The sequence below is a fragment of the Ensifer sp. Root954 genome, assembly GCF_001429005.1.
GTDB classification, from domain to species: domain Bacteria; phylum Pseudomonadota; class Alphaproteobacteria; order Rhizobiales; family Rhizobiaceae; genus Ensifer; species Ensifer adhaerens.
Window position 1 is genome coordinate 65,302 of sequence record NZ_LMJM01000047.1, and the last position, 19,300, is coordinate 84,601.

Annotated in this window: 14 protein-coding genes; all 14 read right to left on the bottom strand. The window is 62.2% G+C overall.

Going from position 1 to position 19,300, the window contains the following annotated elements:
• Nucleotides 1-157 precede the first annotated feature (157 nt).
• Nucleotides 158-2,728, bottom strand: coding sequence for an SH3 domain-containing protein (locus ASE71_RS27280; RefSeq protein WP_060520320.1), 2,571 nt, complete (start codon nt 2,726-2,728; stop codon nt 158-160).
• Nucleotides 2,729-2,963: 235 nt separating this feature from the next.
• Entirely contained in the window at nt 2,964-3,815 is an 852-nt protein-coding gene (locus tag ASE71_RS27285; RefSeq protein ID WP_060520307.1) for an HpcH/HpaI aldolase/citrate lyase family protein, read from the bottom strand.
• Nucleotides 3,812-5,029 carry a CaiB/BaiF CoA transferase family protein gene (locus tag ASE71_RS27290; RefSeq protein WP_060520308.1) on the bottom strand — a complete coding sequence of 406 codons (1,218 nt, stop codon included), beginning with the start codon at nt 5,027-5,029 and terminating at the stop codon, nt 3,812-3,814. The genes ASE71_RS27285 and ASE71_RS27290 overlap by 4 nt, the downstream gene beginning before the upstream one ends.
• Nucleotides 5,026-6,075 carry an ABC transporter ATP-binding protein gene (locus tag ASE71_RS27295; RefSeq protein WP_060520309.1) on the bottom strand — a complete coding sequence of 350 codons (1,050 nt, stop codon included), beginning with the start codon at nt 6,073-6,075 and terminating at the stop codon, nt 5,026-5,028. Before ASE71_RS27295 ends, ASE71_RS27290 begins: the two co-directional genes overlap by 4 nt.
• Before the next feature lie 30 nt (nt 6,076-6,105).
• Nucleotides 6,106-8,205 (bottom strand): ADP-ribosylglycohydrolase family protein, encoded by a 2,100-nt coding sequence (locus ASE71_RS27300; protein WP_060520310.1) that lies wholly within the window; start codon nt 8,203-8,205, stop codon nt 6,106-6,108.
• A 16-nt stretch (nt 8,206-8,221) separates the two neighbouring features.
• Nucleotides 8,222-9,427, bottom strand: a complete 1,206-nt coding sequence (locus ASE71_RS27305) for an ADP-ribosylglycohydrolase family protein (RefSeq protein WP_060520311.1) — start codon at nt 9,425-9,427, stop codon at nt 8,222-8,224.
• The gene (locus ASE71_RS27310) at nt 9,417-10,838 is read right to left on the bottom strand and encodes an extracellular solute-binding protein (RefSeq protein ID WP_113189164.1); all 1,422 of its coding nucleotides are present in this window, start codon (nt 10,836-10,838) and stop codon (nt 9,417-9,419) included. The genes ASE71_RS27305 and ASE71_RS27310 overlap by 11 nt, the downstream gene beginning before the upstream one ends.
• A gap of 49 nt (nt 10,839-10,887) precedes the next feature.
• Nucleotides 10,888-11,790 (bottom strand): carbohydrate ABC transporter permease, encoded by a 903-nt coding sequence (locus ASE71_RS27315; RefSeq protein ID WP_034798191.1) that lies wholly within the window; start codon nt 11,788-11,790, stop codon nt 10,888-10,890.
• Nucleotides 11,790-12,719: an ABC transporter permease gene (locus ASE71_RS27320; RefSeq protein WP_060520322.1), complete on the bottom strand. Its 930-nt coding sequence runs from the start codon at nt 12,717-12,719 to the stop codon at nt 11,790-11,792. The genes ASE71_RS27315 and ASE71_RS27320 overlap by 1 nt, the downstream gene beginning before the upstream one ends.
• Nucleotides 12,720-12,757: 38 nt before the next feature.
• Entirely contained in the window at nt 12,758-13,807 is a 1,050-nt protein-coding gene (locus ASE71_RS27325) for a LacI family DNA-binding transcriptional regulator (protein ID WP_060520312.1), read from the bottom strand.
• 202 nt (nt 13,808-14,009) lie between these two features.
• A complete protein-coding gene (locus tag ASE71_RS36030) occupies nt 14,010-14,459 on the bottom strand; it encodes a hypothetical protein (protein WP_060520313.1) in 450 nt (149 codons plus the stop codon).
• A 339-nt stretch (nt 14,460-14,798) separates the two neighbouring features.
• Complete coding sequence (locus tag ASE71_RS27335) at nt 14,799-16,016, bottom strand: ABC transporter substrate-binding protein (protein ID WP_034798086.1); 1,218 nt, start codon at nt 16,014-16,016, stop codon at nt 14,799-14,801.
• Between the two features lie 10 nt (nt 16,017-16,026).
• Entirely contained in the window at nt 16,027-16,392 is a 366-nt protein-coding gene (locus tag ASE71_RS27340) for a hypothetical protein (protein WP_034798085.1), read from the bottom strand.
• Between the two features lie 72 nt (nt 16,393-16,464).
• Nucleotides 16,465-19,300 (bottom strand): VCBS domain-containing protein (locus ASE71_RS27345; protein ID WP_156411762.1); only part of this gene is annotated, 2,836 nt, incomplete at its 5' end.

Below are 19,300 nucleotides of genomic sequence, written 5' to 3' on the forward strand. Positions count from 1 at the left end.
GGCCGGTCCGGCGTGCCACCAAGGCCGGCGTCACAGCGGCAGACGGCCCGATGATCACGCCAAGCTTTTCGGCCGAAGGAGCGGCGACCCCGCACACCTTTTGCCACGCCTTGTAACGCGGCCGCTCGGGAAAGTTCGCCCGAGCGGCCCGGTTTTCTCAGCGACCGCGGCCGCCGCCACCACCACCACGTCCGCCACCGCCGCCGCGGAAAGCAGCTCCACCGCCGCGACCACCACCTCCGTGGAAGCCGCCGCGGTTGCCACCCTGGAAGCCGCCGCCGCTGTAGCCGCCGCGACCACGGTCAAAGCTCTGGAAGTTCCGGCCGGACTCTTGGTAAAGCCGCCCATAATTGCGGCTCAGTTCGTTCTGGTTGCCGAATTGCCGTCCGGCACGGTCGAAGGACAGATGATCCGGCGCCCGTTGGCGAACCTGCTGGTTGCGGCGCGGTGCGGGCCTCGTTTCAGCACGGTTCTGGATACGCTGCGTGGCTTGGGGCCGGTTGGATGCCGCGCCTTGGGCGGCATTGCGCAGGTTCTCCCCGTCCGGCCTCTGAACCGGTTGCCAGCCATCCGGCGTATGCTTCTGCCATTGGCCGTCCTGACGGCGATAGACGCTGCCATCGCGGCCGGCATAAACGTCACCGCCCTTGCTGCCGGCGATAAAGCCCTTGTCGCCTTCCGAGTTGCGCCAGCGCAGGCCGCCGGCACTCCCGGTTGATCCGCCGCTGATGCGCGCGAACTCTCCGCCGTGCTTGACGGCTACACTGCCCCAGGAGCCGTAAACATTCTGCCCGCCCCGCGCGACCATCGCGTTGCCCGTGCGTGGATTGTAGGCAGAAATGAAACCGCGCTCGCCACCGGGACCCGCCACCGCGCCGCCGCGGAACCGTGTCCCCGTGACGGGGTTATAGGCTGCGCCGAAGACCAGGCCCCTTTCCGGGCCATAGGCGTAGCCATAGCGCCCGAAAGTGCCATAGGCCGGGTTGTACGAGGCGCCGAACCCGTAGCTGATCGGCGGCGGATAATAGGGCCAATCGTCGTCGTAATAGTCCCAATAGGGCGGATAATACCATCCCGAGCCCCAGACGACTGTATCCCAGGCAAGGTAGGTATAGAGATAGCCGAGTGTGTAGCCGTACCAGATGGCATCCGGTTCCGTATCGTAGATGCGGACATAGGTCGCGTTATAGACCGGAGACGACGATGGGATCGTGTAGATCTCATCGGCAACGGCGCGCGCAACGGCGAAGGGCCCGGTCGGCGTATCGCCGACGAACCAGATGCCGTCCTTCAAGACGAAATACTTGTCCGCGACCTTGATGACCTGCTCGTTGGCATTGACGGCATAGAACATGGACGTGCCTTCGATCGGCTCGAACTTCGGCTCGCCATTGTAGTGGACGTCCACCTTCAGCGATCCATCCGTCGAAACCCGCGCGAGCTTCGGAATGCTCGCCCGCAGACGCGCCATTGCGCTTTCGGACGTGCCGGGGATCGACGCGCGCACAGCCGAGTAGGCGGCGTCGTCGGGCAGGTTTACGAAATCATCGGGCAGGTCAGGCGTGGCAAAGGTCCAGGGACCTTCGAGTGACGTTGAAGAAAACCACCGTCCGGAAACAAGTGTGTACCACGTCTTGCTGGCCCGATGGAAAAACACCGAACTGCTCGTATTGGAAATCCAATCCAGCCCGGTGCCCGCGATCGGTTCGAGGGCCGGTTTTCCTTCAAAGATCAGAAGCTCCGCCGGCTTCTCCGAATAGAAAACTTTCGGAACCTGGTTATCGCTGAAGGGCGTGGGCGGAAGAGAGGCCTTTACCCCTTTCCAGTTGTCGATTTCCGGTAGCTTGGAAAAGACGTCCGGCACCGATGCCGCTTCAACCCAACCGCTCTCCAAGGTCTTTGTTGTCAGCCAGTTCTTTTCGCTCCGCAGATAGTAGTCTGCCGCCTGATCCACCTTGAAGAGGTCCCAATTCGTATTGACCACGAAGGAGAGGCCCTCAACGCCCTTGACCGGAGCCGTCACCGGCTTGCCGTCCGTCTGCACCAGGATGGCCGGCGTCTCACTGACAAAGATCGGCGGCGGATCGGCCTTGATATCGGGGATATCGGCGAGGCGTTGGAAGTCCGCAAGGCTTGCCGCCAGGCGTTGCTGCGACACGACGATCGGATCGGTCGGGACAAGCTTGCCGATGTCGAGCGCGAGGTCAGCGAGCTGCTGTCGGTCCAGTGCGGAGAAATCGAGCTGCGTGGTGCGAACATCCGTCAGCGTAACATTCTCCGTCGCCTCGTCGGCCACAGTCTTGGCCGAAAGCCCGATGATCCCATAGATCGGCTTGGCGTCGGCGGACGGTTTGAGCTCGGTCGCGACAAGGGCTTCGAGCTCCTTGAAATCCTTCCAGGACGTGATCTGCGGCTGGAAGAGCGTGATCGTCGCGCCTTTTTCGGTGTTGAACATCCTTGGCCAGGCCGGCGCGGTGGCATCGGACTGGTTGAGATACTTGCCGGCAACAAAGCCATTTGCCCCGGCATAACTCACGGCACACCAGGAGGCTTCTGCGTCGCATTCCTTGATGTCGACTTCCTCGCCCTGGGGGATCACGCGCATGGCGTCAAATCCGGTTCCCGGGCCCACCCTGAAGTTCACATTTGCAGTCAGGATGGCGGGATCTGCAAAGGCTGAAGTTGAGAAGAACGAAGCGATCGTCAGGTACGCAAGAAGTCTACGCATGATCACATTCCCTTCCTGGGGTGTCTAAGCTGTTCGAAGTCCCTGCATGCTGGAGTGCTACTGAAAAAAAACGGACCGCCACGACAAAGTCGCCCGCGTTCGCAGCCGGTTAAAGTCGTTCAATTTCAGGATCATTGCACATTCGGTGATAGGTGCAACTGCGCAGCACGAAATCCTGGCGCGCACCGGCGCGCCTCGCGATCGTGAGTACTCTTCCGCCAAGCTGCGCTGAGCGTCAGCCGAGGTCGCCTGCCTGTTCGAGAACATCATGCGCGCGCTCGATGATCGGCGCATCCACCATGGTCCCGTTCAGCACGAAGGCGCCACGGCCGTCTGCCTGCGCCGTCTTCGCTGCGTCGATCACGGACTTTGCCCAGGCGATCCGTTCTGGGCTCGGGGAGTAAGACGCATTCAGCACCGGGACCACGGACGGGTGGACACAGCTCGCGCCATCGAACCCGTGGGCCTTCGCCTCACGAGCGGCTGCCTTCAAGGCATCCAGTCGCCTATAGTCCGCAACCGTCAAAAGCATGCCGAAGGACAGCTTGCCTTCCGCCTTGGCGGCAAGGTGGACCATCAGTTTCGGAAGTCGCAATACGTCTGGCAGCGGTTCTGCGCCCATGCTGGTCGCGATGTCTTCGCCGCCAGCGGCAAGGCCGACCACGCGGCTGACGCGGGCAATCGCGCGCGCATCGAGAACTGCCCCGGCATCTTCGAGGAGTGGCACGAAGGCGACCGGCGGCCTGCCGATCTGCCGCTCAACTGGTGCGAGATGCGCTGCAATATCCTCTAGCTCCTGCGGCGACCGGGTTTTCGCGACATAGAGACCGAACGCGCCGGCACGGCAGGCGGCCTCTGCATCCGCCATCCGCAGATCCGGCGCCGAATTGATGCGGACAAAGACGGTCGCACCACCGCGTGCCACCTGCGCCACGGCGTCCTTCAACCCATCCCTTGCGGCCTGTTTCTGATCCGGGGCGACTGAATCTTCCAGGTCGAGGATGATCGCATCCGCTCCGCGTTCGTGCGCCTTGGCGATGAATTTTGCGGACGAGGCCGGGACGTAGAGTAGGGAGCGAAGCCTCATGCGGCTTTACCCTGGAGTATCGTCTCGATCGCGCCGCGATCCAGTCCCGCTTCGGCCAGAACTTCCGCCGTGTGTTCCCCAAGCGCTGGTGCCGGCCGCCGCCAGACGCCCGGCGTCTGGGAAAGCCGCGGCACGATGTTGTGCATCGGCAGGCTGCCGAACTCGTCATCCTCCACATCGACGATGATTTCGCGCTCGGCGAAATGCGGGTCGGACGCGGCATCTGCGATGTTGTAGATCGGCCCGACCGTCGCGCCGGCGTCACGCATGATCTTCAGCGCCTCGTCATGGTCGTGCCGGGCAAACCAGCCGCCAACGGCCTCGTCGACCAAATCGCGATTTTTGACGCGTTCAGAATTGGTGGCAAAGCGCGGGTCCTGGTTCATGTCGGCACGGCCGATGATCTCGAAGATCCTCCGTGCGACCTGCGGCGTCGATCCCGACAGCGCCACGTACTTTCCGTCGCGGCAGCGGTAGACATTGCGCGGGGCGGCCGTATTGGAGGCGCTGCCCACGCGCTCCTTGATCTTGCCGGTCGTCTGATAGATCGCCGCTTCTGGCCCGAGCACCGAGAACATCGGTTCCAGCAGCGACAGGTCGATGACCTGTCCTTTTGCGTAGCCGCGATCGCGCGCAAGCAACGCTGTCACGGTGGCCGAGCTGCCATAGACACCGGCGATCATGTCGGCAAGCGCCAGCGGCGGCAGCACGGGCTCGCGATCGGGAAAGCCGGTTCTGTAGGCAAAACCGCTCATGCCTTCGATGATGGTGCCAAAGCCCGGGAACTGCGCGTAAGGCCCCGTCTGGCCGAAACCGGAAATGCGCACGATGATCAGGTTGGGATTGCGGGCGTGCAGCGTTTCCGGCGAAAGCCCCATGCGCTCCAGCGTTCCCGGCCGGAAATTCTCGATGAAGACATCGGCCGTATCGATCAGTGCCCAGAGCGCCGTCATCGCCGCCTCTTGCCTGAGGTTCAGAACGACGGAGCGCTTGTTGCGGCTATAGGTCTTCCAATAGAGCGAGTGGCCATCATCCTTCCAGTCTCTGAGCGGATCGCCCGCCGGCGGCTCGATCTTGATGACATCGGCGCCGGCATCGGCCAGCTGCAGCGACAACATGTTGCCGGCAACGAGCCGGGAAAGATCCAGAACCCTCGTGCCGACCAGCGGTCCCTTGGCGTCGGGATCGAACTGTCGCTTCGCAAATCCACTCATCGAAGGCGCTCCCCGGTGTCCTTGTTGAAGAGCAGAACCTTGTCGGCATCGATCGTCAGCGTCACATCCTGCCCGGCCGAAAGCAGCTTGCCGCCGTGGACGACGACCGAGATATCCTGGCCGCCCATGTCGACGACGATTTCCTGGTCCTCGCCGGTCGGCTCGACGAGGCTGATGCGCGCCGGCACGCCCGTTGTTCCGAGCGTGATGTGCTGCGGGCGGATGCCGCAGACGACCCGCTTGCCAGCCTGCACCTGTCGCCCGAGCGGCAGGGATACGCCGCCCCGGGTCAAGGCCGTCGCTCCCTCTGTGACTGCCTCGATCAGGTTGATCTCCGGCGAGCCGATGAAGCCGGCGACGAAGAGATTGGCAGGATCGTTGTAAAGATCGAGCGGTGCGCCCGCCTGCTCGATCTTTCCGCCGTTCATCACCACAATCTTGTCGGCCATGGTCATGGCCTCGGTCTGGTCGTGGGTGACATAGACCATCGTGCGGCGAAGCCGTTGATGCAGCTTCTTGATTTCGCTGCGCATCTTCACGCGCAGCTTGGCATCAAGGTTCGACAGAGGTTCGTCGAAGAGGAAGGCACGCGGGTCGCGCACGATGGCGCGACCCATGGCCACACGCTGGCGCTGGCCCCCGGAAAGTTCCCGCGGCAGGCGGTCGAGCAGCTTTTCGAGGCCGAGGATTTCGGCCGCCTGGGTAACGCGCTTTTCGATCTCCGCCTTCGGCGCACCGGCGAGCTTCAAGGCGAAGCTCATGTTTTCCGCGACCTTCATGTGCGGATAGAGCGCATAGGACTGGAAGACCATGGCGATGTCGCGCTCCTTGGCCGGCATGTCGTTGACGACCTTGCCACCGATGGTGATCTCGCCAGCTGAAATATCCTCCAGCCCGGCGATCATGCGCAACAGCGTAGACTTGCCGCAGCCCGAAGGGCCGACGAGCACGACGAATTCGCCGTCGCCCATTTCCAGCGAGATGTCGTTGAGCACGGCGACACTGCCATAGCTCTTGCCGACGCTTCTAAGCTCTATCTCGGACATGTTTCCTCCCTTTCTTTCCGCCTCGCGCAGTTAGCGCTCGGCGACCTCAAGCCGGCCGATCGACATGCGCCCGGCAGACGCCATGCGAAGGCCAGCCATGCCGTAGCGCAGCGTCCCATCGTCCGCCTGAAGCAGCCGCTCGCCATCGACGGAAAGCGTCAGCTTGCCACCTTCGACAGTGAGATCGACCGCGTAGCTCCGGCCGTATTCGGTACGGAACGGGCCGCGCGCGAGGATCTTCGTGCCGTGGTCTTCAAGAAGGATCACGGCTTCGCCGTTCTCGAAACCGGCGGCATAAAAGCGGCTCGTACCCTGAGCCCGGGCCACCACCAGGTGCGAGGCACCCGAGTGCAGCTGAAGCTCGGCCTTGACACTGACGTCGCGGAGATAGGCGTTGCCCGTCCAGGCGTCCGCGTCGGTTGCGGTATGGGCATGGATGCGGCCTTGCTGCAGGCTCCAATGGCCGCGGTTCCAGGTGAAGCGGGTGATGCCGCCCCATTCATGCGCTTCCTTCGACGGGTCGATGACGGCGCGACCCTTGCCGGATACGGAAAAGTCCGCAAGGAACAGCCGGCCGAGGAATTTCAGGCGTCCGAAATATTCGACCAGGATGCCGATCTCGTCGACCGCTTCGCCATCGCCGTCGGGGATGGTGAACGCGTAGTCCTGCCAGCCGCTCGCAGACGGCACGTGCCAGGCGCCTGTTTCCTGGATGGCGCCTGTCATGGCGCGGCGAACATAGGGCGCCACACGCAGGTTGCCGTCACCGTTCCAAGGGTCGAGCCAGAGCTTGAACGACACCCTTTGGCCGTCATCGGCAAGCGGAGTGAACATCGGGCGGTAGCGCTCGTCGTCGAAGTCGGAGCGGCGATAGAAGGGCTTCCAGAAAATGCGTCCACCATGCCCGCGCTCGAGACGGTCGAGCAGGATTTCCAGCGATCCCTTGGCGTTATCCGTATGACGCTCCGCCGATGCCTTGACGGCGATCTGGTTGAACGGCTCGGTGCGGAAGCCATGGGTGGCGCCGGGTGCGTCGAAATCGAAGCGAACGCCGCGGCGCTCGAAATCCTCGACCCAGAGCGCCGGAGCCTCCCGTCCCTGCAGGCGGAGCGCCAGCACCGTCAGTTCACGGGCAAAGGAGGGGATGTCGACGACGTTGACCGTACCGGTTACGCCGGAAGCGACGACGAAATCGTTGATCGGCTTGCGGTACTTGTCCCAGCCCGGCTGCACCTTTTGCAGCGTGCCGACGATCGCACCGGCATTGCCGGCGTTGCAGTCCGTGTCCCAGCCAGCCATGGTGGCGATCTCGACCGTGCGCGGCAGATCACCCTGACCGTAGATCAGGCTCATGATCAAGACGCCGGCATTCGGAATGATGTGGCAGACGCCGGGATAGCGGTCATAGCCCCAATCCGCTGTCAACATGTCGCGGCAGGCACGCCAGTCGTTCCGGTTGCTGTCGTGGAAGCGGAGTACCGCGCGCGAAACCTTGGCATAGAGGGAGTCGGCCGGGATTGTCGCGAGACCCGTCTCGATCACGTCCTCGATGTTCTTGGCAACAAAAGCCTGGGCGATGGCCGCGGCGCAGAAGCGGGCGCCATGCAGGCCCTCGCCGTCATGGGCGACACTTGCCGCACGGGCTGAGGCTTCGGCTGCCTTCTTCGGGTCGGCCGGATGCACCCAGCCCCAGCTGTCGATGAAAATCTGCCCGCCGATCTGCTCGGCAACCGTCGTGCCGTTCTGGGCGATCGAGCCGGATTGCGGCGCCGGAATGCCAGCGCGCAGGTTCTGGTAGGCGGTATGCTCGGTCGAATTGCCGAAGCCGCCCCACCAATACATGCCGTGTTCCTCGGCCGCATAGTTCAGCCAGGTCTTGCCGACCTCTTCGGCGGTGGCGCCGAGACCGTAGTCGCGCAGCGCCCGGATGAAATAGACCGGACCGTTGGTGTCGTCATCGGCAGCGAAATTCTTGAAATCGCGCAGATATTCCGTCACCTCGCCATAGGTGTCCCGGACGCGTTCATAGCTCCAGATCGTCGGTTCGACAGGTGCGCCCAAGCGCACGCCGATCGCCTTGCCGATAAAACCGGAATAGATACGCTCGAAGATTTCTGTGGTGCTGAGCATCGGATACTTTCGAATTCTAGAGACTGGAAACCTGGGTGAGCTCGGGAGCGGCAAAGAGGCCTGCGCGCGCCGTGGCCCGCGCCATTTCGCGTTTGTGGTCGGCCGCCCGGATTGCGGTCACGGTTGCGGTAAAAGCATCGGCCGATCGGTAGAGATCGAGCTTGTTGACACGGTCGAGCTGGGAGACCATCGCCCGGTCGATGATGCTCTCGCCCTGCATGGCGCCGAGGATTGCGCCGGCCATGACGCCGATCGAGTCCGTATCGCGGCCGGAGTTGATGCCGTCGATGATCGACTTGTAGAAATCACCGTCATTGACGACCGCAAAGCCGAGCGCCAGCGGCAGTTCCTCGATCGCGTGCAGACGCGACGGCTGGTAGGCGTCGGTCGCAATGCCGGCCTTCTGCGGCGTGTGCTGCACGTCGTCGCCCATTGGAGAATAGCGCGCGATGATGCGGTGGAATTCGGCGACGACTGTCGCATGATCCGCGCCCTTCAATGAGCCCGCAGCCTCGACGATATCGGCGATCGCATCACGCGTTCCGTCCTTGGCAACGGCCAGCGTTTCTTTGATGACGGTGTCGAGGGTGGTGCCCGGCACGAAAGCGGCGGCGACCGCGGCGGCGAGTACGCCGGCAGCTTCCAGGCCGAAGCTCTGCTGGTGGCCGGAGGCAAAGGCGATCGCCTCATCATAGGCTGCCTTCGGATCACAGGCGTTGGCGACGCCGATCGGCGCGATGTACATCGCCGCGCCACAGTTCACCATGTTGCCGACGCCGCCCTGGCGCGGGTCGCAGCCGGAAAGTTGATGGCGCTGGAAGATCCACTTCTCAGGATAGAACAGCCGCTCGATCAGCATCGTCTCGCGCTGCAGCTCCGGCACCCAGCGCGGCGTCCAGGCAATTTCCCGCACCATGCCCGAGGCCATATCCCAGGCATCGAGATGGCGCTTCACGTCGTCGTAGATCGACATCACGCAGAGCGTCATCAGCGTGTCGTCGGTGACGATGCCGCTGCCGCGGACACGGCCGTTGCGGGCCGCCTCACTCTGCTTCATGCGGTGCCACTCTGTGTCGAGCGATGTCACCCGGCCATAGCGCTGGCGGATTTCCGCAGCGGAGAGCTTTTCGACCGGCGCCCCGATGGCGTCGCCGTAGGCGACGCCAAAGAGAAGCGCCCGAACCCGTCCCTTAAGGGAGAGCCCTTGAGCATCATTTGTCATTGAGAACCGTCCTTGCATATTCGGTCATTTTCTCGCCGCCGGCAGCGTTCCACTCGGAAACGAACTGGTCCCACTGGTCCAGCTTGGCTTCGCCGGAGACGAACTTGTAAACCCAGGCCCGGTAGACGTTCTCCGTGGCGTCGATGTCGGTGGCGTATTCCGCAGGCCAGACGAAGGCGTTGTCCGGCTTGAAGTCGGCGGAGATCGTCTTCAGCGATTGCTGCGCGGCATCGCTCAGCCACTGAACCGGCGGCTGCCAGTTGGCGGCAACGAGGAAGCGGGCATACCAGGTAGCGAGCTTGTCGGTCGGCTTGATGGTTTCGCCGTCCTTGGTGTACTGCTCGCCCTCAAAGCCGAGCCGTTCAATCGCCTGGCCCTCGGGGCTGGCGATGAAGTCGAGCAACTTGACCACCTCCTCCTTGTGCTCCGAGGTCGTTGCGATCGCGAGACCGCGCGCTTCCTTGGAGACGTCCAGCGCCATCAGGCCCTGGCCGCCCGGACCCTTCGGCGGCGAAAGCAGGCTGAGGGTCACGCCGGGATGGGCCTGGCGCATCTTGCCGCCATAGATGTCGATGACCTCTGCGGAGGAACCGAAGATCACCCCGGCACGGCCGGAATAGAACTTGTCTTCCTTCACGTCCCACTTGGTGGTGATGAATTCCGGATCATAGAGACCCTGCTCGCGGAGCGATGCGTAGAAAGCGATCTTTGCCTTTTCCGCGGCCGAAACGCGGGCATGGATCCACTCGCCAGCATCGTTCTTCAGCCAGGTTCCGGTGACGCCAAATGCCTGATTGAAGACGGCGTCGAGCTCTTGAGTGTTGTCGGCGGTGGTAACGCCGTAGCTGTCGGCCTTGCCGTTGCCGTCGAAATCGCCGTCCTTGATCGCCTTGAAGAGGGTGACGTAGTCGTCCGTAGTCTTCGGTGCTTCGACGCCCGCTTTCTCGAGCCAATCCGCGCGGATCACCGGCTGCGGTATGCGCGGCGGGTAGACATAGAGCAGGTAGGGATAGTTCTTCAGCCGCTCGACATTGTGCGGGAAGAGCGCGTCCTTGAGATAGGTCGTCTTCGGCAGCCAGGTGTTCCAGTCCTCCAGCACGCCCTGTTCGGCCATCTTGGCGTCGCCGCCCTGGAAATAGATGAGATCGGGGATATCACCGGACAGAAGCATGGCGCTGAGCTTGTCGGCATAGCCAGAGGACGGCAGGTCGACGACCTGGATATGGATGTCGGTGCCCTTGGCCTTCAGCGCCTCCTCATAGGCCTTCATCAGCTTCACGTCGTCAGGATTGCTCGTCGTGAGATCCTTCGAGACGACGCGGATCGTCACCGGATCGGCGAAGGCGGGCATGGCGACGCTCGCCATCAATGCCATGGCGGTGGTTGCGCCAAGGATCAGTTTTCCAAGCATGTTTGTTCCTCCCAATATGCTATGGCTTTTATGGTTCGGTTCTGCATCGTCAGCCCTTCAGCGCACCGCTCATAGTGCCCTTGGTGAAGAACTTCAGAATGAGTGGGTAGATTGCGAGGATCGGCGCGATCGTAAGCAGGATCATGCCTGCCTTCAGCGCGCGAATGTTGATCTGGCTCGCACCGGTGTAGTTGTTGCTGTCGACGACCCCGACCATGGCGAGCTTGTCGCCCTCGACCACGAACTGGCGCAGCACGACCTGCAGCGGCCATTTTGACTGGTCGTTGAGATAGATCATCGCCCGGAAGAACTCGTTCCAGTGGAAGACGAAGTAGAAGAGCGCGATGGTGGCGAGCGCCGATTTGGCCAGAGGCAGCGCCACGTACCAGAAGATCTGGAAAGGGTTGGCGCCGTCGAGCTCCGAGGCCTCGATCAGTTCCTTCGGCACTTCCTCGAAGAAGCGGACGAGAATGATCAGATACCAGGCGTTCACAACCTTGAAGAGGATCAGAGACCAGTAGCTGTCGAGAAGGCCGAGGCGCTTGTTGATGAAATAATCGGGAATGATGCCGGGCTCAAAGACGATCGTCACCAGCACGAAGACGAAAATCGCGCGCCGCCCCGGCAAACCCGGGCGGGAAAGTGCCCAGGCCATCAGCGCCGTCAGCACGACACCAAGGACGGTGCTGACCAGCGTGATGAAGATCGAGTTCAGGAGGCCGCGCTGGACGGCCGGGTTGTTGACCAGGAGGCTCCAGACGTCGGTCGAAAACCCGTTGGGGACCACCGTCAGGCCGCTCATGCCGGCAACCTTGCCCGGATCCGAAAAGGAGATGGCGAGCAGGTTGAGCAGCGGCTGGACCGTCAGTACGACGAGGAACATCAGCGTCGAGACGATGATCGCATATTCGAGCCGCTCGAGCGGCGTTCTGCGAACGTTGTGGGCGGCCATCACCATACCCCCTTGCCGGTAAGGCGTTTGGAAAGAAGGTGGGCGGCGACGATCATCAGCATGCCGAGAACCGCCTTGAAGAGGCCGGCGGCCGTTGCCAGCGAATACTCGCCGGTCTGCAGGCCGATGCGGTAGACATAGGTGTCGATGATATCGATCTTGCTGCGCACCACGTCGTTGGAGAAGTTGATCACCTGGTTGAGGTCGGCGTTCAGGAACATGCCGGCGTTGAGGATGAACAGCGTCGCGATCGTCGGCACGATGCCGGGAATGGTGACGTAGCGGATCTTCTGCCAGCGATTGGCTCCGTCGATCTCGGCCGCATCATAGAGTTCCTGGTCGATGGCGATGATGGCGGCAAGGTAAAGCAGGCTGTCCCAGCCGGCCGATCGCCAGATCTCGGAGAAGACCAGCACCCAGCGGATCGAGCCCGTGTCGGTCATGAAGGAGACCGGCTGCAATCCGAAGAAACCGATGATGTCGTTGACCGCGCCGTCGCTCGGCGAAAGCACCGCGATGAACACGCCGGCGATGACCACCCAGGAAAGGAAATGCGGCAGGTAGATCGCCGACTGGATGAACTTGCGGAAAGCGCCGCCCCGGATCTCGTTGAGCAGCAGCGCAACGATAATCGGGACCGGGAAGACGAAGACGATCTTCATTGTCGAGATGATCAGCGTGTTTATCAGCACCTGCCAGAAGATCGGCGAGGAGAAGAGCGTCTGGAAATGCTTGATCCCGACCCAGATGTTCGGCGGGATGATGCGCAACTGCTCGAAGGCGATCTTGGCTTCCCAGATCGGAAAATAGTGAAAGATCACGAAGAAGATCAGCCCAGGCGCCATCATCAGGTAGTAGGGCCACCATTGCCGCACGTTTTTCGTGACGCTTCGCCGATGGACTTTGGGAACGTTCCCACTTCTAGGCATGGCTGCATCCGCTACAAGATCGTTGCTTACGCTCATTGTTACCTCCCTGCCGCCGGGCGCACAGCTACCGAGGCCGAGACATCGGCAAGCGAACCGCGCTCGACCAGTCGGCACGGCAGAAATATCCGGCCGTGCTCCGGGCGGCCGGCAATCTGATCGAGCAGGCATTCGACCGCGCGAATGCCGATCTGCCGGCCAGGTTTTTCGATCGTCGTCAGACCGGGCCAGGAGAAAGCACCCGCCGGAATGCCGTCGAAGCCAAGAATGGAAATATCCTCCGGGCACCGGAGCCCCGCCTCGCGCACGGCGATCATGGCACCGAGTGCCATCAGGTCGTTGGCGACGAAGACGGCGCGACTGCCTCTCCACGGCCCGGCGAGCAAACGCCCCATGGCCTTTCGGCCACCCTCGACCGTGTAGTCGGATTCTTCCACCAGCAAGATGTCGGGGTCGATGTCGCGCGCGATGCAATGCTCGTGCACGGCGCGCAGGAACCGGGCGCGCGCAAGACGCGACCGCGGGCCGAGCATCAGGGCCGGCGCCGGGTGTCCGCGCTCAACGAGGATATCCATGCCGAGACGGACAGCCTGGGCGATATCCGATCCGACGCTCAAGGTATCCGGAAAACGCTCGGCGCTCGATCCAATGAAAACGAAGGGTAAGCCGAAGCGATCGAGATCATCGAAATTGTCGGCGACCGGATTGATGATCGCGCCATCGACACGGGCGCGCCGCAGGGCGCGAAGATGCGTCGCCTCCGTGCCGGCATCCCAGTCCGACGAGAAGACGAGAAGCGAAATGTCGTCCTTGGCGGCGCGATCCTGGGCGCCGCGGGCGACTTCGGCCCAGAAGGGGTTGGTGATATCGGGAATGACCAGGCCGAGCATGCCGCTGCGCCCCGAACGCATGCCGACGGCCAGATGATTGCGCTCGTAGCCGGTGGCTGCAACGGCCTTCAGCACGCGGTCGCGGGCTTCGTCGGAAATGCTGGCAGAACCCGCCAGAACACGTGCAACCGTGCTCTTCGAGACCCCTGCCCGCTCCGCGACGTCGATAATGGTGGCCCGTTGCCGGGGTCCGTTCTTCATGTTTCCTCCCGGGCCGGAAGCCATCATCAAAGGTGACAGGCCTCAAGCTCGTGGGAACGTTACCATGAGAGTTCACGCATTGGCAAGACATGAAAATCCCGCCTTAACGCAAGGCTCCTTTGTCGCCGATTGCGCGCGACCGATCTCGCCGTGGGCATCTTGCCCCCTCACGCCAGGAACGTACTCGACGGATGCGGGGATATTATTGAGCGATCGCCTCATGATACCAGCAAGCCATTGGCTGAAAATTGACTTCCACACATTGTTTCGAACACGCGCCGATCCGGATCAGGCACCGGGCCCGCGCTTCTGGCTCGCCGGATGCGCGGAGGGAAACCTGTGCGAAGCACGCGCGGACCTGCCGGGCGGTCTGGTCGCGGAGCTGGAAGGACTTGCCGCAACCGAACCGCCCTTCGTTCATCCCAGCACGCCTGTGAACCTTGAGTGCTATCTGTCGCTGCTTGGTGATGATGGGCCTGCCGAATACGATTGCGGCCTTGTCTTTGAGTTGCAGCACGACACTCCTCACCAAGGCGATGCGCGGCTCGTTCGCAACGACCCCGAAGAAGGCGACGGATGGGGTTCCGGAGTCCTGGTTCGATCTTGGCTTCCACGGCGTTGCCGACTTCTGGTCGCCCTGGTGCGCTGCCATTGTCGACGGTGAAGTCGCCTCCCTGGCATGTGCGGCGCGGCTCACCGATTCCGGCGCCGAACTCGGGCTTGTGACCGCCAAGGCGTTTCGAGGACGCGGTTTCGGCGCTGCTGCGACGGCTGGTTGGTCGCGGCTGCCGACGCTTCGCTCTCGCACCTGTTTTACAGTACCGATCGAGACAACGCCTCGTCGAAGCGTGTCGCCTCCCGCCTTGGCCTCCGGCATCACGGCGCGAGCTTGCGGATAACGTGAGCTTAGCTGCCGTGCCCTCGCCCGCTTCTCTACACCGAATGCAGCGCGGTCGCTCGCCGCATCGGTTTTTGGTCAATAACGCTTCGGTCAGAACGAGCGGGGCGCGGGATCCAGAAGCTTCACGCTGCCGGCGGTCACCTGATAGATGGCGCAGGTTCGCTCTACCGAGCCGTCCTTTGTGAACCGGAAGGTGGCCGCCGCACCGACGAAACCGTTTGGCGCGCGGATGCTTTCCTGATTGATGGCGCCTTCCCCCTGGGACCGCACGAGACCAGCCGCAAGGGCGATGACGTCGAACCCATAAGCCGCGTCCGCACTTGCCGCACGCTCGTAGCGATCGAGGAAGCGCGACGTCATCCGCGAGCCGTTTTCCGGGCCGAAGAGACAGAGGTGGCTTCCGGAAAATTCGGGTCGCTTGTAGGCGGCATTCGTCCAACCGGAAGTTCCGACGACCATTGCATTCGGTTTCAGATAGCCGTTGGCCTTGAGTTGCGACAGAGAACCGACCTCCCCCCCTTCCGATCCGATGAGGAGAACCGCATCAATATCCTTTAGCTTTGCCTTGGCGGCCGCGTCACCGGAAAATGTCGTGATGCCGGTCACGGCGACAAGCGCCGGCTTGATGCCATAGCCCGCAAGACCGCGATCCAGCCTTTGCCGTTCGGCGGCAGAGACATCGCTGGGCAAAAGCACGATCAGCCGCTTGCGGCCGGAGGCAAAAGCATAGGAAGCGCCCTCGACAGCGCTATCGATGCGGTCAGAAACGAAGGCGAAGGTGCCGGCCGGCCGCTCGGCGCCGTTGCCGCGCAACGCGAGAAGTGGCGCGCGGGCAGAGCCAAGTCCCTGGCGGACGGTGCTGACAGGCACGTCCGCAACCGACAGCGCAATCAACGCCGCGTTCTGGCCCGCGAGACGCTTGGCGGCGTCCTGGACTTGCTGCGGCGAACCGTCGGTATTTTCGACCAAAAGCGAAAGCTGGCCACCACCCACCTCGTCCACGGCGAGCGACGCCCCGTCGCGGATGTCGCGTTCGCGCACCGTTTCGCCCGACGGCGCCATCAGTGCAGTGATAAGCCCGACACGCGTTGCGCCGGTTCCGAAGGCCTCCTGCGACTTCACCGCATGCTCGGATGCGCGCCGGGCATGCCTTGCCTGCGGCGATTCGACGTCGAGCACCTCAGGGGCGGTGGGAGCGCCCTGACAACCGGCGAGAACGCCAAGCGCGAGCACGCCGAGTGCCAGCCATTGTCGGCACGACGACACGCGCCGTGCCGGGGAAACCACAACGTGGGGCATGTCGATCATACCGGCTGTCTCAATTCATGAAGTGCCGCATTTTGGCGTAGAAGCAATCGCACTTGGCAATGTAGTCCTCGTCACGCCAGCTCGATTGCAGGTAACCATAGGCCTTGCCGCAGGCGACCTTGGTCTCGGACGCCCAGACGAAGGCCGGCCGCGTCGAAGCGATCCAGCGCGGATCGTCGGCAACGGCAATCGCCTCGTCCATGCGCGCCACGACTTCCTTGGTCAGCGTCGCCACGTCCTGATCGACCGTCAGCGCGGACTGGCTGATCTCGGTGCATTGCCGGGCCGCCGGCGCATAGTCGCCGATAAGGTCGGCCGCGAAACTGGATATGGGCATCAGTGCGAGCATCACCCCCGCCAGCATGCTTCTGCTCATGAAAGCTCCCCCTGAATATGCGGTTCCCGGATGATTGCTGAGAACCGCAGAACTGTCGAGATCGACCTTGCGTTAGTGCACATCCTGCGATGTTTTCGTCCCGTTTTCGTTGAACAGCACCTTCACAACTTCCGTCGAGACATTGAAGTTCTCCAACACGGCAACCGTATGCCAGCCACCACTACCGGCGTTACCTTCGGTGTCCACTTGCAGGTTGGCGTTCTGCCCATCCTGAACCACCTGGAGATAGTCGCCATCAAGCGTCGTTCCCGAAGGCAGGTTACCGAGCAAAGCCGACAAGTCGACAGAGTCGTCGTCGCCGTCGTAGTCGGTGATGACGTCGGCGATGTCGAGTTGCAGGTCTTTCGCATCGAGAACGAAGGTGTCGTCGCCTGAGCCACCAGTCAGCTTGTCGACGCCCGTCCCGCCATACAGCGTGTCGTTGCCGGAACCGCCAACCAGCGTATCATTGCCGGCATCGCCGTAGAGCTTGTCGGCTCCGCCATTGCCCGAAAGCGTATCGTTGCCCTCGCCCCCGGCCAGAATGTCGCCATAACTGCTACCGTAAAGCTTGTCATTGAAGTCGGAGCCAATGACACCTTCTATATTCCTGTAGTCTTCCTCTCCCAGGCCGACGCTGGAAAGATCTACATCATCCTCCCAACTGCTCTGTACCAGCGTAAACGTGACGGGACCGGTCGCATCTGAAAAGTTGAGCAGGTCCACGCCTGCTCCGCCATTAATGTCGTCGTCGCCCGCGCTCGCATAGATGATGTCGTTGCCGTCACCTCCGTTGAGCGTGTCGTCGCCAGCTCCGCCATGGATGACATCATGCCCCGCACTGCCGCTGATTTCATTTGCCGTGGTTGTGGATCCGTCGGACACGAAGGTGAGCGTCGAGGAATTCGACAAATCGCCATCCCTGTCTTCTCCGGTAACGCCAAAAGTCAGCGTCAAATCCGAAGCGGCGACGGTTTCGGTGTAACCTACCGTCGTGAAGGAGACATTGATGCCGTTCTTGCCAAGAACTTCGATGTAATCGAACTTGAATCCGACATCGCTCGGAAGAATTGTAACACTCGTCTGCCCCGCGACGACAGTCTTGGAAAAGGTGTATGGCGTGGAATTGCCATCCCTTACCGTGAACTCAATCGATCCTGGATCTTTAACCGTCCCGAAACGCAAGGTAACCGACGATACATCCTTATCGAATTCAATCTTGAACTTCTCCCCAGTAGAGAAGGCCGGATTGCCGATCCCGAACTCGTTTCCACCGCCTGACGCCGTGTTGGCATTGAAGGTCACTTGCCCCGAGGAGGATGCAAGTGCTGTAAACTTGGCGAAGCCAAAATCGTAGGTCTTCGTTGGGCTATTGGGGAAATCGTTCGCCGCATCAATGGTTACCTGCGTTCCAGGACGTTCCTTCAACTGTTCCAGTTGATAGGTCCCGTCCGCGTTCGTTGTCAGGCGATAGATGTCGGTACCGAAGTTGTCCTTCACGAGCACCTGCCCGGTGCCCGTTCCCGTTGTGGTCCAGCCAGTAGGCAGCCCGCCCACGCTGTCGATCTTGTAAACTTTGATGCCGTCGGCGCCTGGCGTCGCATTGATGACACCTTCCAGCGCACCGGTACCGTTGCCCATGTAGGCGCTGCTGATGGATTGGACGGTCGGGACATCGTCGACGATCCGGATGTTGAGCGTGGCATTGCTCGTCGAACCATCTTCATCTGTCACGGCGACGACGAAGTTATCGAAGACCCCGCTATCGGCTCCAGCCGCAGTATGCGCCAAGCTGCTGTCCTGCAGCAGATAGCTGTAGGTGAAGGTTGCGCCCGTCACCGTACCGTTGACCGTCGTTGGCGTGTAGCCGGTGATCGTCAGAAGTCCAAGTGCCGTGTCCACCGTGGTTCCTACGGCGTAGGCGCCCGCCGTCACGACCGAAGTACCATTAATCTTCAGGCCGGCGAGTCCGTCCGGCGTCGTCACGGAGAAGCTGCCGGTCTGCGTAAGTGCAGCCACATTCGGCGAAGAACCATCCGAGAGATTTTTCTCGTAAACCGTCTCTTCGACGCTGGACGACAGCCCGTTGACGCTCACGCCATCATCAGTGCCAGTGATCGTGATCGTTACCGTCTGTACCGCCGTGCCGCCATGGCCGTCATCGATCGTCACATCGTACTTCTGCGTCAGCGTCTCACCAGCATTCAGCGAATCCAGCACGTTGTCGGCCACCTGGAAGCTCCAGCCAACCGAGTCGGTCGACTGGTTCAGCGAGCCGAGCGAGAAAGTGCCGAGATAGCCACCGCCCTGCGCCGTGAAACTGGCGCTGTGGGTATCCAGCGTGTCGACGTCGGAAAAGCCGATCGTGCCGCCGTGCGTGTGCGTGGCCGTATTCTCACCGGTCGCTCCGTCGGCGATCTCCGTCACCGCACCGCCTTGTGAGACCGAGGTGATTACCGGAGCATCGTTCGTGCCGGTGATCGTGATGGTCACCGTCTGGGTCGCCTTGCCGCCCTTGCCGTCATCGACGGTGACGTCATAGGTCTGGGTCAGCTTCTGGCCGGACTGCAGCGAGTCGAGCACGCTGTCGACGACGTTGAAGCTCCAGCCGACCGCGTTGCCGGCCTGATCGAGCGTCCCGAGTGCAAAGGTACCGAGGTAGCCGTTGCCGTTCGCCGTGAAGCTGGCGCTGTGCTCATCCAGCGTGTCGACGTCGGAAAAGCCGATCGTGCCGCCGTGCGTGTGCGTGGCCGTGTTCTCGCCCGTCGCCTTGTCGGCGATCTCCGTCACAGAACCGCTCTGGGTGCCCGAGGTGATGATCGGGACGTCGTTGGTACCGGTGATTGTGATCGTCACGGTCTGGGTTGCCGTGCCGCCCTTGCCGTCATCGACGGTGACGTCATAGGCC

Coding starts and splice junctions, on each gene's coding strand:
- ASE71_RS27280 (WP_060520320.1), bottom strand. CDS start 2,728: ATGCGTAGACTTCTTGCGTACCTGACGATCGCTTCGTTCTTCTCAACT.
- ASE71_RS27285 (WP_060520307.1), bottom strand. CDS start 3,815: ATGAGGCTTCGCTCCCTACTCTACGTCCCGGCCTCGTCCGCAAAATTC.
- ASE71_RS27290 (WP_060520308.1), bottom strand. CDS start 5,029: ATGAGTGGATTTGCGAAGCGACAGTTCGATCCCGACGCCAAGGGACCG.
- ASE71_RS27295 (WP_060520309.1), bottom strand. CDS start 6,075: ATGTCCGAGATAGAGCTTAGAAGCGTCGGCAAGAGCTATGGCAGTGTC.
- ASE71_RS27300 (WP_060520310.1), bottom strand. CDS start 8,205: ATGCTCAGCACCACAGAAATCTTCGAGCGTATCTATTCCGGTTTTATC.
- ASE71_RS27305 (WP_060520311.1), bottom strand. CDS start 9,427: ATGACAAATGATGCTCAAGGGCTCTCCCTTAAGGGACGGGTTCGGGCG.
- ASE71_RS27310 (WP_113189164.1), bottom strand. CDS start 10,838: ATGCTTGGAAAACTGATCCTTGGCGCAACCACCGCCATGGCATTGATG.
- ASE71_RS27315 (WP_034798191.1), bottom strand. CDS start 11,790: ATGGCCGCCCACAACGTTCGCAGAACGCCGCTCGAGCGGCTCGAATAT.
- ASE71_RS27320 (WP_060520322.1), bottom strand. CDS start 12,719: ATGCCTAGAAGTGGGAACGTTCCCAAAGTCCATCGGCGAAGCGTCACG.
- ASE71_RS27325 (WP_060520312.1), bottom strand. CDS start 13,807: ATGAAGAACGGACCCCGGCAACGGGCCACCATTATCGACGTCGCGGAG.
- ASE71_RS36030 (WP_060520313.1), bottom strand. CDS start 14,459: ATGGCAGCGCACCAGGGCGACCAGAAGTCGGCAACGCCGTGGAAGCCA.
- ASE71_RS27335 (WP_034798086.1), bottom strand. CDS start 16,016: ATGATCGACATGCCCCACGTTGTGGTTTCCCCGGCACGGCGCGTGTCG.
- ASE71_RS27340 (WP_034798085.1), bottom strand. CDS start 16,392: ATGAGCAGAAGCATGCTGGCGGGGGTGATGCTCGCACTGATGCCCATA.